Origin of the sequence: Achromobacter sp. ES-001 (genome assembly GCF_019448355.1) — a bacterium.
Classification (GTDB): Bacteria; Pseudomonadota; Gammaproteobacteria; order Burkholderiales; family Burkholderiaceae_B; genus Achromobacter; species Achromobacter spanius_B.
Genome location: NZ_CP079940.1, coordinates 3274786 through 3289360 on the forward strand (window position 1 = coordinate 3274786; position 14575 = coordinate 3289360).

Annotated in this window: 10 protein-coding genes; 5 read left to right on the forward strand and 5 right to left on the reverse strand. The window is 66.6% G+C overall.

Annotated features, from left to right (window positions below):
- Nucleotides 1-49 precede the first annotated feature (49 nt).
- The 5 genes from KYT87_RS14760 to KYT87_RS14780 all read right to left on the reverse strand — a co-directional run bounded on the left by KYT87_RS14760 (nucleotide 50) and on the right by KYT87_RS14780 (nucleotide 9034).
- Nucleotides 50-1192: a putative zinc-binding metallopeptidase gene (locus tag KYT87_RS14760; protein ID WP_046807077.1), complete on the reverse strand. Its 1143-nt coding sequence runs from the start codon at nucleotides 1190-1192 to the stop codon at nucleotides 50-52.
- Entirely contained in the window at nucleotides 1189-2109 is a 921-nt protein-coding gene (locus tag KYT87_RS14765) for a transglutaminase family protein (protein ID WP_219990201.1), read from the reverse strand. Before KYT87_RS14765 ends, KYT87_RS14760 begins: the two co-directional genes overlap by 4 nt.
- An 18-nt stretch (nucleotides 2110-2127) precedes the next feature.
- Nucleotides 2128-4803, reverse strand: a complete 2676-nt coding sequence (locus tag KYT87_RS14770) for a circularly permuted type 2 ATP-grasp protein (protein WP_219990202.1) — start codon at nucleotides 4801-4803, stop codon at nucleotides 2128-2130.
- Nucleotides 4804-4853: 50 nt separating this feature from the next.
- Entirely contained in the window at nucleotides 4854-8147 is a 3294-nt protein-coding gene (locus KYT87_RS14775; RefSeq protein ID WP_219990203.1) for a DUF2126 domain-containing protein, read from the reverse strand.
- An 83-nt stretch (nucleotides 8148-8230) separates the two neighbouring features.
- Nucleotides 8231-9034 (reverse strand): transglutaminase family protein, encoded by an 804-nt coding sequence (locus KYT87_RS14780; protein ID WP_046807073.1) that lies wholly within the window; start codon nucleotides 9032-9034, stop codon nucleotides 8231-8233.
- 611 nt (nucleotides 9035-9645) lie between these two features.
- Between KYT87_RS14780 and KYT87_RS14785 the strand changes: the two genes are divergently transcribed.
- Genes KYT87_RS14785 through KYT87_RS14805 form a run of 5 tightly spaced genes read left to right on the forward strand, consistent with a single transcriptional unit; the run spans nucleotide 9646 to nucleotide 14539 of the window.
- Nucleotides 9646-10299 (forward strand): hydrolase, encoded by a 654-nt coding sequence (locus tag KYT87_RS14785; RefSeq protein WP_046807072.1) that lies wholly within the window; start codon nucleotides 9646-9648, stop codon nucleotides 10297-10299.
- A 12-nt stretch (nucleotides 10300-10311) separates the two neighbouring features.
- Nucleotides 10312-10608, forward strand: a complete 297-nt coding sequence (locus KYT87_RS14790; RefSeq protein WP_046807071.1) for a XapX domain-containing protein — start codon at nucleotides 10312-10314, stop codon at nucleotides 10606-10608.
- Nucleotides 10601-12490, forward strand: a complete 1890-nt coding sequence (locus KYT87_RS14795; RefSeq protein WP_219990204.1) for an amidohydrolase — start codon at nucleotides 10601-10603, stop codon at nucleotides 12488-12490. The genes KYT87_RS14790 and KYT87_RS14795 overlap by 8 nt, the downstream gene beginning before the upstream one ends.
- Nucleotides 12487-12897: a DoxX family protein gene (locus KYT87_RS14800; RefSeq protein WP_046807082.1), complete on the forward strand. Its 411-nt coding sequence runs from the start codon at nucleotides 12487-12489 to the stop codon at nucleotides 12895-12897. Before KYT87_RS14795 ends, KYT87_RS14800 begins: the two co-directional genes overlap by 4 nt.
- Nucleotides 12884-14539, forward strand: a complete 1656-nt coding sequence (locus KYT87_RS14805; RefSeq protein ID WP_219990205.1) for an MFS transporter — start codon at nucleotides 12884-12886, stop codon at nucleotides 14537-14539. The genes KYT87_RS14800 and KYT87_RS14805 overlap by 14 nt, the downstream gene beginning before the upstream one ends.
- Nucleotides 14540-14575 lie beyond the last annotated feature (36 nt).

Below are 14575 nucleotides of genomic sequence, written 5' to 3' on the forward strand. Positions count from 1 at the left end.
GGTTGAGTTGCCGCTTCATTTGCCGCTTATTTTCCGCGCCCACCGCTTCTCACCCCGCCGAAGCGCCCTTCACTACCCGGTGCACGAACTGAAGCTTGCCGATCACGTCTGCGGGCAGGACGAAGGGGTAGAAGTCGCGTTGGCCCATGCTGCGGGCCAGCTCGTTCAGGACGCCGGTCAGGGCGACCCAGGCGTTGACCAGGTCCAGGAACGCTTGGCCGTCGGGGTCTTCCGGATCGTACAGGGCTTCTTTGGTAAAGGGCTCGTAGGATTGTTCGACGGCGGTGCGCGTAACGCCGAAGCTGATGGCGGTATCCAGCGTGTCCATCATGTGCAGGTAATGCGCCCAGGTTTCGGCCCAGTCTTCCCATGGGTGGCACGACGCGTAGGTGCTGATGTAGTGCAGTTCCCAATCGGCGGGCGGGCCTTGTTCGTAGTTGCGTTGCAGGGCCTCGCCGTAGTCGGCGCGTTCGTCGCCGAAAACTTGCCGAAACGGTTCCAGCCAGGGGCCGGGTGCAATCAGCTGGTCCCAGTAGTAATGGCCGATCTCGTGGCGAAAATGGCCCAGCAGCGTGCGGTACGGCTCGTGCATGTCTTCACGCACCTTCACCCGGTAGGCGTCGTCTGCCTCGCGGATGTTGATGGTGATGAGCCCCTGCGCGTGGCCGGTCAGCAAGGGGGTGCCGTCATCGACGGGCGCCAGCAGGTCGAACGCCAGGCCGCCGTCGTCAGGCGCCACCGAGCGCCGGATGGGCAAACCCAGCGTCATCACCTGGGCGATCATCTGGCGCTTGGCGGCTTCCACCTTGAACCACAGCGGGCCGTTCTCCGGTACGGAAAGATCGGGGATGGTGCGGTTCAGGTTACAGGCCAGGCATAGCGTGTCGGGCGACTGCGCGGGCACCAGCCAGTTGCACAGCGCCGGCAGGCTAAAGTTGCCGCAGCGCTTGTACGTCTTGCCGCGCACCTTGCCCGATTCGCGCAGGATGCCGCCGGGGGCATCGTCCAGCGCGATCACGTGGCCGCGCTTCGGGTCAAAACCCAATTGCCGGTGGCAGTTCAGGCATTCGGTATTGCTGAAGAAAACGGGCTGTCCGCACACGCACTGAAAAGCCTTCGCGCGCGCATGCCGCACGCGCTGGCGTTTCGGGGCGCGCAGTTGGCGGTTGATCGCGTCGAAGAAATAGCTCATGCATCAGTCCCTGTCGGAAACTCGTCTATGGGCGCGACGGTTACGCGCACATTCAATTCATGGCCGCCGCCCCGGATCACGCCGCGCAACGGCGTAACGTCACCGTAGTCGCGGCCATACGCCAGCGCCACATGCGCCGTGCCCGGCACCACGTCGTTGGTGGGATCCAGATCGATCCAACCCCCATTGACGTCCACCCCCGCGCAGTGCACCGACACCCAGGCGTGCGAGGCGTCGGCGCCGATCAGGCGCGGTTTGCCTGGCGGCGGTTGCGACATCAGGTAGCCACTGACGTAGCGCGCCGGCAAGCCCAGGGCGCGCAGGCAGCCGATCATCACGTGCGCAAAATCCTGGCAGACGCCGATACGTTCCTGGAACGCGTCAAGTACCGGCGTGGACACCTGGGTGTGCGCGGGCCGGTAGGTGAAATCCGCGTGGATACGGTGCATTAGCTCCATCGCCGCCTCGGCCACGGGGCGACCCGGGGTGAACGACAGCAAGCCGTATGCCCGAAGCTCGGCATGCAGCGGAACATAGGGAGAAGCGAAGGTGAATTCGACTTCGGGCGCGTAGGGCAAGGCCGGGTCGTAGCGCAGGCGCTGCGCCGCGGCTTCCCACGGCAAACCCTGTGTTTCGTCCAACGCGTCAAAGCGCGGATGGACGGTGACGCGGCTGGTGGCGCGCACCGTCAGTGCCTCGTGCGGCGCGTAGAGCGCAAAGGTGCAGCGCGTGTTGCCAAAGCCGTCCACGGCCTCGGTGATGCCGGGCGGCACGGGAGTCACCTCCAGCGCGTAGGCCTCAAGCACCTGCCACGCGTCGTGTAACGGGCGCAGATAACCCAGATGGTGGGCCAGTTCCACCGGCGAATCGTAGCGATACGCGGTTTCGTGATCGACGATCAGCGTCACCCCATTCATGTCGGCATGCCTCGGAAATTACGCGGTAAGCGTTTGGTCATGACCGGCCGCATGGCTGAAATATCGCAGGCTGATCTCGTTGGACAAGCTGCTGGCGGCCAATTCCAGCTGCGCGCACAAGGTCAGCACGCCCGCGTACAGGCCCTGGGTCTGTAGGCAAAGGTCCGCCAACGATACGCCCACCCCTTCCGACGGCAGCAGGTTCACCAGATCCTTGCCCGGCCCCGCGACGGTATCGGGCAGCCGCGCCAGCTCTTTGCGCAGCACGCTCAGCACACAGGCCAGTGAACGCGGGTTGGCGGGCTCTTGCACCAGCAGGTTCAGCAGCGCGGGCACTTCCTGGCGCCCCGGGTAATAGGCGCGATACGTGATCTTGCTGTCAAACAGGTCCAGCAGCATGTTGAAGCCGCTATCGCCCAGCACTGCGTTGCGGCGGAACAGCTCGCCCAGCAGACCGGCCATGGCGGCCAGACGTTCGATCTGCCGGCCGATGGTCAACAGGCGCCAGCCGTCGTCGCGCGTCATGCGGTCGGTTTGCGAGCCGGTGATGGCCGACAGCTGCATGCCCAGGCTACGCAGGCCGCGCAGGACGTCCGGCGCGGAAATGGTCGCAGAGATGGACGCAGAGATGGACGCAGAGATGGACGGAGAAACGGGGGCAGAAACGGACGCAGAAACGGGGGCAGAAACGGCGGCAGAAAGCGGCGCGGCGGTATCGCGCCCCCTGCCCGCCGACGCCATGCGCATGAACCATTCATGCGCCGTCACCACCAGCCGCCAATGCTCGGGCGACAGGCGGTCACGGATCTGGCCGGCGGCAAACGCCAGCGCCCCCAGGTTGCGCGCCACCCCGCCTTGCGCCTCGTCGCTGACCAGTTGGGCCACCAGCGTGGATTCGAACATGCGCGCCGACAAGGTGGGCGCGGCAGGCACCAGCCCGCTGCGCCGGCACAGCGTGTCGACGGCGGCAAACAGTTCGCCGGCATTGTCTTCATCGCTGTTCAGCCAGGTCAGCGCCACCGTGGCCAGGCGTACATCGTTTTCCGCGCGTTCGGTGTAGCGCCCCATCCAGAACAGGTTTTCGGCGGCGCGGCTGGACACGGGACGATGCGCGGGGGCGATGTCTTCCAGCCGCAACTGCACGGGCAGCATTGAAAATGTGTCCACCGCGCCGCGCGTGGTCACCCACGTGTCCATGCTGCTGCCGCCGCGCTGCATCGACACAATCTGCTGTTCGCGGCTGGCGATGCGCGTCAGGCCGCCCGGCAGGACGTTCCAGCCGCCCTCGCCATCGGCGATGACGAAGACGCGCAGCATCGCCGCGCGCGGCACGATGTGGCCCGAACTCCAGCTGGGCGCCTGCGACAGGGGCAGATATTCCTGGACGGTGTAGGCGTCGGGGTTGTCGGCGATGCGCGCATGCAGCGCGGCGGTGTCGGACGGCGGCACGGCGCGCCCGATGACCGGCTCGAAACCGCCCCGCATATTGCTGGGGTAGGTGGATTTGATGACCATGCCCGGCAGGTTCGCCAACGCCTGTTCGCGCGCGGCGGCCTCGCCGCACCACCACGAAGGCAGCGACGGCAACAGCAGATCGGCATCGAACAGGCGGCGGCTGATGGCGGGCAAAAAGCCGTTGATGGCGGGCGACTCCAGGAAGCTCGCGCCCAGCGAATTGGCCACCAGCACGTTGCCGGCGCGCATCACCTGCAACAGCCCCGGCACGCCCAGCGTGGAATCGGAACGCAGTTCAAGCGGGTCGCAAAAATCGTCGTCCAGGCGGCGCAGCACCGCGTGCACGCGTTCCAGCCCGTGCAGCGTTTTCAAGTAAAGCATCTTGTCGCGCACGACAAGGTCGCCGCCTTCGACCAGCGTCACGCCCAGATAGCGCGCCAGGTAGGTCTGCTCGAAATAGGTTTCGTTGTACGGCCCCGGGGTCAGCAGCACGATGCGCGGCGGCGTGTGCGCGGGCAGCCCGCCCGGGCTCAGCTTGTACAGCATGTCCATCAGCCGCCGGTAGCTGGTGGCCAGATGCTGCACGCGCAACTGCTTGAACGCCTCGGGGAACATGCCCGAAATGGTCAGCCGGTTTTCCAGCAGATAGCCCAGCCCGGATGGCGCTTGTGTGCGTTGCGACACCACCCACCAGCCGCCATCGCTGGCGCGCGCCAGGTCGAACGCGGCAATGTGCAGATACGTGCCGCCCGGCGGCTGGTAGCCGCGCAAGGGCCGCAGATAACCGGGATGGCCGAACACCAGCGCGGGCGGAATCAGCTTGTCGGCCAGCAGGGTTTGCGGGCCGTAGACATCGGCCAGCACGCGGTTCAACAGGCTGGCGCGCTGGCACACCCCCTGTTCGATGGCCGCCCAGTCGGTGTCGTTGATGACAAAGGGCAGCAGGTCCAGCGACCATGGCCGAGTCGACCCGTTGGCTTCGGCGTAGATGTTGTAGGTGATGCCGTTTTCGCGGATTTGCCGCGCCACCCCGTCCACGCGCCGGTCCAGGTCGGCAAAGCCGCTGGTGCCCAGGAGCTCGAGGAATTGGGGCCACGGTTCGCGCAGCTGCGTCGCGCCCGACGCATCGGGCGGCGCGCGCAGTTCGTCATAGTGCCCAGGCCGCGCGGGCAGCGCCGCATGAACCGCCAGGGATGCGACATCCTGCGACGGATCGGTCTGAAAAAGAAATTGCGGCATGGGGCTTCAAGAGGCGACGGGGGCGCCGAGGTTCAAATTCCAACAAGGGGTCAATCGTGCCTTAAATCCAGGGAGAACGGAAATTCACGGCCCACTTGCGCCGGCGCCACGTCCATGCGGCCCGGCGTGTGCCCGATTTTCTCGAACCGGGCCAGGCGCCGGCTCTCGGCCTCGTAGGAATTGACCGGGAACGATTCCGGATTCAGCCCGCCCGGATGCGCGACATGATATTTGCAGCCCCCCAATGAGCGTTGATTCCAGGTGTCGACAATGTCCACCGTCAAGGGCACATGCACCGGTATCGTCGGGTGCAGCGCCGACGGCGGCGACCAGGCCTTGTAGCGCACCCCCGCCACGTACTCGCCTACCCGGCCGGTCGGCTGCAAGGGCAGCGCGCGGCCATTGACCGTGACAACATAGCGGTTGTCGTTCAAGCCCGATACCCGGATTTCCACCCGTTCCAACGACGAATCCACGTAACGCACCGTGCCCGCGGACGAGCCCTCTTCGCCCATTACGTGCCAGGGTTCCAGCGCGCCGCGCAGTTCCAGATGGATGCCGCGCGCCGCCACGTCCCCGAACAGCGGGAAGCGGAACTCGAAATGCGGTGCGAACCAGGCAGGGTCAAAGCCGTAACCCGCCTCGTTAAGATCCGCCAGCACGTCCTCGAAATCCATCTTCACAAAGGTGGGCAGCAGGAAGCGGTCATGCAGCTCGGTGCCCCAGCGCGTCAGGCGCGCGGTATAGGGCGTTTTCCAGAAATGCGCCACCAGGCCGCGCAGCAGCAGCTGCTGGGCCAGGCTCATGCGCGCATGCGGCGGCATTTCAAAGGCGCGCAGTTCCAGCAGGCCCAGGCGGCCGGTGGCGCTGTCGGGCGAATACAGCTTGTCGATGCAGAATTCCGAGCGGTGCGTATTGCCGGTCACGTCGACCAGGATATTGCGCAGCGCGCGGTCGATCATCCAGGGCGGCACCTGCTCGCCCTGTTCGGCGCAGCGCCGGTGGATTTCCTGAAAAGCCAGCTCCAGCTCGTAAACCTGGTCGTTGCGCGCCTCGTCGATGCGCGGCGCCTGGCTGGTGGGGCCGATGAACAGCCCGGAAAACAAGTACGACAAAGACGGATGGTTGACCCAGTACGCCAACAGGCTGGCCAGCACGTCGGGGCGGCGCAGAAAGGGGCTATCGGCCGGCGTGGCGCCGCCCAGCACGAAGTGGTTGCCGCCGCCGGTGCCGGTGTGGCGGCCGTCGGCCATGAATTTTTCGGTGGACAGCCGGGTCTCGAAGGCGGTTTCGTACAGGAATTCCGTGTGGTCGACCAGTTCGGCCCAATTGGCGGCCGGGTGGATGTTGACTTCGATGACGCCGGGGTCGGGCGTCACCGCCAGCACCTTCAGGCGGGGATCGCGCGGCGGCGGGTAGCCTTCCAGCACAATCTTCACGCCCAGATCGCGCGCCGTGCCTTCCACCTGCGCCACCAGCGCCAGGTAATCTTCCAGGCGCGGCAAGGGCGGCATGAACACATACAGGATGCCGTTGCGCGTTTCCACGCACATTGCGGTGCGGGTCAGGTTGGCGGCGGATTCGAACTTGGCGGGCGGGTGGGCGTCCGGCGTTGCGGATGCCCCCATACGCCGGCTCTGCGCCAGCAGCTGCGACGGCCCCGGCAGCGAACGGCGCGCATCGAAGGGGTCGCGCTCGGTCAGCACCGGCGCATCGGCCTCGGCCGCCCAGGGCAGCGAATCCAGCGGCAGGCGCAGGCCCATCGGCGAATCGCCGGGAAACAGGTACATGCGTTCGTCGCGCAAGAACCAGGGGCCGGACACCCACGGCCCGCCCTCGCCCGCCTGGATCGGCAACGCATAGCCGACGATGCTGTCCAGCTTCTGCTCGAACACGCGGCGCAGGCGCGCGCGTTCCATTTCATCGTCCAGCCGGGAATCGAACGGGTCCACGTTGGCCGGCAGCCGGCGCTCGCGCCACAGGTAGTAGAAGACGTCTTCATACCCCGGCACGACGTGGCGCGCGTCCACCTCAAGCCGCTCGCACAGCCGCATGACGAAGCGCTTGGCGTCCGCCACCGTGTACGCGCTGCGTTGGCGTTCGTCGGCGAACAGCGTGGGGTCGTCCCAACACGGCTGGCCATCGGCGCGCCAATAGATCGATAGCGCCCAGCGCGGCAATTGTTCGCCCGGATACCACTTGCCCTGCCCCAGGTGCACAAAGCCGTTGCCGCCGTAGCGCGTGCGCAGGCGGTTCAAGAGTTCCAGCGCATAGCCGCGCTTGGTGGGGCCCAGCGCGGCGGTATTCCATTCCGCGCCTTCGCGGTCGGACACCGAGACGAAGGTGGGCTCGCCCCCCATCGTCAGGCGCACGTCCATGTGGTCCAGCCGGTCATCGATCTTGTCGCCCAGGTCCAGGATGGCGCGCCACTGCTCGTCGCTATACGGCTTGGTGACGCGCGGCGATTCGAACACCCGCGTGACCGACATGGTGTGCGTGAATTCCACCTCGGCCTCGTCGACCGCGCCCGTCACCGGCGCGGCGCTGCCGGGTTCGGGCGTGGCGGCCAGCGGGATATGGCCTTCGCCCGCCAGCAGGCCGGACGTGGGGTCCAGCCCGATCCAGCCGGCGCCCGGCAGATAGACTTCGCACCACGCGTGCAGATCGGTAAAGTCGGTCTGCGCGCCGCTGGGGCCGTCCAGCGCGCGCACGTCGGGCTTGAGCTGGATCAGGTAGCCCGACACGAAACGCGCCGCCAACCCCAGGTGGCGCAGCGCCTGCACCAGCAGCCAACCCGAATCGCGGCACGATCCCGCCGCCCGCGCCAGCGTTTCTTCCGGCGTTTGCACGCCGGGCTCCATGCGGATCAGGTAGCTGATTTCTTTGTGCACCTGCTGGTTCAACCCCACCAGGAAATCCACGGTGCGCTGCGGCCGCTTGTCCACGCGCGACAAGAATTCCGCGAACCGGGGCGTGGCCTCGTCGCGGATCAGGTATGGCGCCAGTTCGCGCGCCAGCCCGTCGTCGTAGGTAAAGGGGAATTCCTCGGCGTCGGGTTCCAGAAAGAAGTCAAAGGGGTTGTAGACGGCCATTTCGGCGACCAGGTCCACGGTGATCTTGAATTCGCGCGTTTTGTTCGGAAAATTCAGCCGCGCCAGGTAATTGGCGAACGGGTCCTGCTGCCAGTTCAGGAAGTGCTCGGCCGGCTCCACCGTCAGGGAGTACGACAGGATGGGCGTGCGGCTGTGCGGCGCGGGCCGCAGGCGCAGCACCTGGGCGGAAAGGCTGACCAGACGGTCATAGTTGTATTGCGTGACGTGCTTGAGCGCTACGTGGATCGTCAAAGCCTTCTCCGGGTCGGCGGTGGCCGTCTTGGATTATGGGGGCGCGAGGGGCAAACGCGGGGGCAAATGGAAGATCAAAGGAATCAGTGGCTTGATTGCACCTGCACCTGTACCGATACGTCCATCGACAGCGTGGCCGCCGCGCCGTGCAGCCAGCGCACGGGCGAGGCAGATTCGTAGTCGCGGCCAACGGCCAGGCGGCAATGGCCGTCGGAAGCAAACGCGGCGTGGCTCACGTCCACGCTGACCCAGCCGTGCCCGGCCAGCCAGACATCGGCCCACCCGTGGCTGGCGGCGTCGTCGCCGGCTTCGTGCCAATAGCCGCTGACAAAGCGGCCCGGCGTGCCCAGGGCACGCACGCACGCCAACAGCAGATGGGTCTGGTCCTGGCTGCCGCCGCGCCGCGCGGCCAGCACTTGCGGGGCGGTCATGGCGGGGCCGCCCAGCCCGGGTTGAACCGCCACGTGTTCGCGGATGGCGGCGCTAAGCATCAGCACGTCGTCCGCGCTGTGCACGCCGCGCGGCACCACACGCCGGCAGAACGCGCGGATGGAATCGTCGCATTGGGTCAGCGCGGTGGGCACGCCATAGATGTAGACGGGCAGGCGTTCGTCTTCATCGCCCACGCGGCCCTGCGCCAGCGGATGGATGTCGACCTGCCCCACGGCATGGATCTCGATTTCGCTATGGGTGCGGTGCAGCGTCAGCGTGTGCGTGACGTTGCCATACGCGTCCACCTGCGGCTGAATTTCGCCCGGGGTCTGGATCTGCCATCGCAAGGCATGTTGATGGTCGTCGCGCCGGGGCGTCAGCCGCAGCGTCTGGATGGTGTAGTTGACCGGGGCGGCATAGCGGTAGCGGGTCACGTGCTTGATGAGATGCTTCATGAAAATCTCCACACTGCGGTCACGCTGGTCACGTCTGGGCGGCGCACCCTGCCCGTTCGCTATTTACCGGCGGGGCACGACGGTCGATAGTAGCAACAAGCCAATGAAATGAATCAGCAATACGCAAGCGTTGAACAGGTCATGCGCATGCCCTGTGCGTGCGATGAAAAAGCAATGCAAAAACAATGAAAAAGCCATAACCATGCAATGACCAAGCAACATGTGTGCCAGCGGGAAAGCCGCGTTCCGCGCGCCCGCGCAGCGCCCCGACGCCCTTGAAACCCGCCCCGCACGCGGCGCCGGCGCACGCTTTGACGCGCGGCCATGCCCGATATCCGGCGCCAGGCACCAAACCGGTGCGATGGCCGCAGAGCCGCCGCGCGTCTTTTTTACAAGCCATTGCAAAATTGTTCCGCGCACAACAGGGCTCTCGCACCGGGGCGCGGGGAAGTCGGGAAGTCGGAACGCCGGGACGCCGGAACGCCGGAACGCCGCCCCGCAGGGCCGTGGGCAGCCACAATCTTCAAAGCGCCGGACAATCGTTCAATACATCGCTACGTAACGCAGGCACATTGCGGGGGTTTCCAAACGGCATCCCAAGGAGCCACACCATGTCCGTTACCGCCTTCGCCAAGCCCGGCGCCAAGCTGTTGTCCCCGCAGGACCACACGCTGATCATGATCGACTTCCAGTCGCAGATGGCGTTCGCCACCCATTCCATCGACGCCATCACGCTGCGCAACAACGCCGCGCTGGTCGCGCACGCCGCCGCCGGTTTCAAGGCGTCCACCATCCTGACCACCGTTGCCGAAAAAAGCTTTTCGGGCCCGATGTTCGACGAAGTCACCGCGCCGTTCCCCGGCCAGGCCCTGCTGGACCGCACGTCCATGAACACCTGGGAAGACGCCGCCGTCATCAAGCAGGTCAACGAAATCGGCAAGAAGCGCATCGTGCTGGCCGGCTTGTGGACCAGCGTGTGCATCGTCGGCCCGGCCCTGTCGGCGCTGGACCAAGGCTTTGAAGTCTATGTCATCACCGACGCTTGCGGCGACGTGTCCGTGGAAGCGCACAACCGCGCTATCGAACGCATCGTGCAAGCCGGCGGCCAGCCGATCACCGCGCTGCAATACCTCTTGGAAATGCAGCGTGACTGGGCGCGCACCGACAGCTACGAAATGACCACCGGCATCGCCAAGAAGTTTGGCGGCGCCTATGGCCTGGGCATCATCTACGCCAAGTCCATGTTCAACGCGCACGAAGCCTGATAGGAGCTGCCCATGAAGGTCTACCTTGTTTCGCTGGCGCTTGGCCTGTTGGTCGGCGTGATCTATGCGCTGTTCAACGTGCGCTCGCCCGCGCCACCGGTCATTGCATTGGTAGGCCTTCTGGGCATCCTGGCCGGCGAACAGATTCCCCCGCTGGTCAAGCGCATGATGGCTGAACCGGCCACGCGCACGTCCTGGCTGCACGAGCAGGTCAAGCCGCATATGTTCGGCGAGCTGCCCAGTTGCCCCAAGGCGTCCGCCCCCTCTGAAACAACCGCCGATGCATGTGGAGACAAGCGCCATGGTTGACACCCAAGCCCCCGATTTGATCCTGCACCAGGGCCGCTTCACCACGCTGGACCCGGCCAACCCCGTGGCCGACGCCGTCGCCATCCGCGAAGGCCGCTTCACGCGCGTGGGCGCCGCCGCCGACATCCTGCCGCTGGCCGGTCCCGCGACGAAGGTCATCGCGCTGAACGGGCGCGGCGTGCTGCCGGGCCTGATCGACAACCACCTGCACATCATCCGCGGTGGCCTGAACTACAACATGGAATTGCGCTGGGACGGCGTGCGCAGCCTGTCCGACGCCATGGCCATGCTGCGCCGCCAGGTCGCCATTACCCCCGCCCCGCAGTGGGTGCGCGTGGTGGGAGGCTTCACCGAGCACCAGTTTGCCGAAAAACGCCTGCCCACCATCGAGGAACTAAACGCCGTGGCGCCCGATACGCCCGTGTTCATCCTGCACCTGTACGACCGCGCGCTGCTGAACGCGGCCGCCTTGCGCGCGGTGGGCTACGACAAGACCACGCCCGCCCCGCCGGGCGGCGAAATCGTGCGCGATGCCGCCGGCAACCCCACCGGCCTGCTGCTGGCCAAGCCCAACGCGTCGATCCTGTACGCCACCTTGGCCAAGGGCCCCAAGCTGCCGCTGGAATACCAGGTCAACTCCACGCGCCACTTCATGCGCGAACTGAACCGCCTGGGCGTCACCGGCGCCATCGACGCGGGCGGCGGTTTTCAGAATTACCCCGAGGACTACCAGGTGATTCAGCAATTGGCCGACGCCAACCAGCTGACGATCCGCCTGGCCTACAACCTGTTCACGCAAAAGCCCAAGCAGGAAAAAGAAGACTTCCTGAACTGGACGGCCACGTCGCAATACAAGCAAGGCACCGACTACTTCCGCCATAACGGCGCGGGTGAAATGCTGGTGTTCTCGGCCGCCGACTTCGAAGACTTCCGCCAGCCGCGTCCCGAGATGGGGCCCGAGATGGAAGGCGAACTGGAAGAAGTGGTGCGCATCCTGGCGCAGAACCGCTGGCCATGGCGCATGCACGCCACCTATGACGAAACCATCAGCCGATCGCTGGATGTGTTTGAACGCGTCAACCGCGACGTGCCGCTGGCCGGGCTGAACTGGTTCTTTGACCACGCGGAAACCATTTCCGAAAAGTCCATCGACCGCATCGCGGCGCTGGGCGGCGGCGTGGCCGTGCAGCATCGCATGGCCTACCAGGGCGAGTATTTTGTTGAACGCTACGGCGCCGGCGCGGCCGAGGCCACCCCGCCCGTCAAGCGCATGCTGGAGAAAGGCGTCAACGTGTCGGCCGGCACCGACGCCACGCGCGTCGCGTCCTACAACCCGTGGGTGTCGCTGTCCTGGCTGATCACCGGCAAGACCGTGGGCGGCATGCGCCTGACGCCGCAACGCAACTGCCTGGACCGCGACGCCGCGCTGCGCATGTGGACGGAGAACGTCACCTGGTTCTCGAACGAACAAGGCAAGAAAGGCCGCATCGCCGTGGGCCAATTGGCTGACCTGGTGGTGCCCGATCGCGACTTCTTCGCGTGCCCGGAATCCGATATCGCCGACACCAGCAGCCTGCTGACTGTGGTGGGCGGCAAGGTGGTGTGGGGCGCGGGCGAATTCTCGACGCATGACGACGCGGCCCCCCCGCCCGCCATGCCCGACTGGTCGCCCACGCGCCTGTTCGGCGGCTACGGCGCCTGGGCAGACACCGAAGGCAAGCCCTTGCAGACCTCGCTGCGCGAAGCGGCCGCCGGCTGCGCCTGCGCGAACGACTGCAATGTGCACGGCCACCAGCATGCGGGCGCCTGGGCCAGCAAGCTGCCGGTGTCGGACCTGAAAGGCTTTTGGGGCGCGCTGGGTTGCGCGTGCTGGGCGGTATGACCGTGCCCCGTCCGCTGACCTCGAAGGCGGTGCGCTGGCTGGCCCTGCTGGCGCTTTGCGGCGCCTATATCCAGGGCGGGCTGGTCAAGCTGCTGGACTTTGCGGGCGCGCAGGCCGAGATGGCGCATTTTGGCCTGCAACCTGCCGCGCCGGCCGCCGTCGCCGTTATCGTGCTGGAACTGGGCGCCAGCGCCCTGATCCTGTCCGGGCGGCTGCGCTGGCTGGGCGCGCTGGCGTTGGCGCTGTTCACCGCCGTGGCGGCGCTGATGGCCAACCGCTACTGGCAAGCGCCCGCCGACGCGCGCTTCATGACAATGAACGCGTTCTATGAACACTTGGGGCTGGCCGGGGCATTCGTCCTGGTCGCCTGGCATGACCTGACGGAGCGCCTGCATGGCCGGACCTGATCGCACCCCCCCGCCCGCCGCCGCCGTGAGCGGCATGGCGCCCTTGAAGCACACGCTGTTCGCCGTGCTGTGGGGCGCCACCATCCTGGGCAACATCGGCAGTTTCATGCGCGACGTGGCCAGCGCGTGGCTGGTTACCGACCTGTCCACCAACCCCGCCGCCGTCGCCATGATGCAGACGGCGGCCACCTTGCCGGTGTTCCTGCTGGCCATTCCGGCCGGCGTGCTGTCCGACATCCTGGACCGGCGGCGCTTTCTGATCATCATCCAGGTACTGCTGGCCTGCGTCAGCTTCACCCTGCTGATGATGGCCAAGACCAACACGCTGACCGTCGAAACCTTGATCGCCCTGACCTTCCTGGGCGGCGTGGGCACGGCGCTGATGGGCCCCACCTGGCAAGCCATCGTGCCCGAACTGGTCCCCAAGGCCGAACTGAAAACCGCCGTGGGCTTGAACTCGCTGGGCATCAACATCGCCCGCGCGTTGGGCCCGGCCGTGGGCGGATTGCTGCTGGCCGCGTTCGGTGCGGCGGCCGCCTATGGCGCGGACGTGCTCAGCTACGTGTTCGTGATCGGCGCGCTGATCTGGTGGAAGCGGCCCAAGAAAGTGGACGACGGCTTGTCGGAACAGTTCTTCGGCGCCTTCCGCGCGGGCGTGCGCTTTGCGCGCGCCAGCCGCGAGCTGCACGTGGTGTTGCTGCGCGCGGCCGTGTTCTTCATCTTTGCCAGCTCGGTCTGGGCGTTGCTGCCGCTGGTGGCGCGCCGCATGTTGGGCGGCAGCGCCGGCTTCTATGGCGTGCTGCTGGGCGCGGTGGGCGTGGGCGCGATCCTGGGCGCGGTGGTGTTGCCGCGTCTGCGCGCACGCCTGAACACCGATGGCCTGGTGCTGGCCGCCGCCGTCGTGGCCGCCGCCGTGATGGCCGCGCTGTCGTTCGCGCCGCCGCAATGGGCCGCCGTGCTGCTGCTGTTGCTGCTGGGCATGGGCTGGATCGTGGCGCTGACAACGTTCAACGGCGTCGCGCAGGCCATCCTGCCGAACTGGGTGCGCGGCCGTGGGTTGGCCATCTACCTGATGGTTTTCAACGGCGCCATGGCGGCGGGCAGCCTGGGTTGGGGCCTGCTGGCGCAAGAGATCGGCGTGCCGGCCACCTTGCTGGCCGGCGCGGCGGGCCTGCTGGTGGCGGGGGTGCTGCTGCACCGCATGCGCTTGCCGCAGGGCGAAGCGAATCTGGACCCGTCCAACCATTGGCCCGAACCGCTGCTGGACACACCGGTGGAACACGATCGCGGACCGGTCATGGTGCAGATCGAATACCGCATCCGCGTGCAGGACCGCCCCGCGTTCCTGGCCGCGCTCAAGTCAGTGGCGGAAGAACGGCGGCGCGATGGCGCCTATGCCTGGGGCGTGGCCGAGCACACCGGCGAACCCGAGCGCGTGCAGGAATGGTTCCTGGTGGAATCGTGGGCAGAGCATCTGCGCCAGCATCAACGCGTCTCGCAGGCCGATGCCGACTTGCAGGGCGAAGCCCAGCGCTTTCATATCGGGCCGGAAAAGCCGGTGGTGCATCACTTCCTGGCGCTGGACTTGCGGCAGGGGAAGCCTGGGGCCACATCGGAGGCCGGGGGCAGCCAGGCCGGTTGAAGGCCACGGTCGGGAGACCCGCCGGTGTGAGGGGCG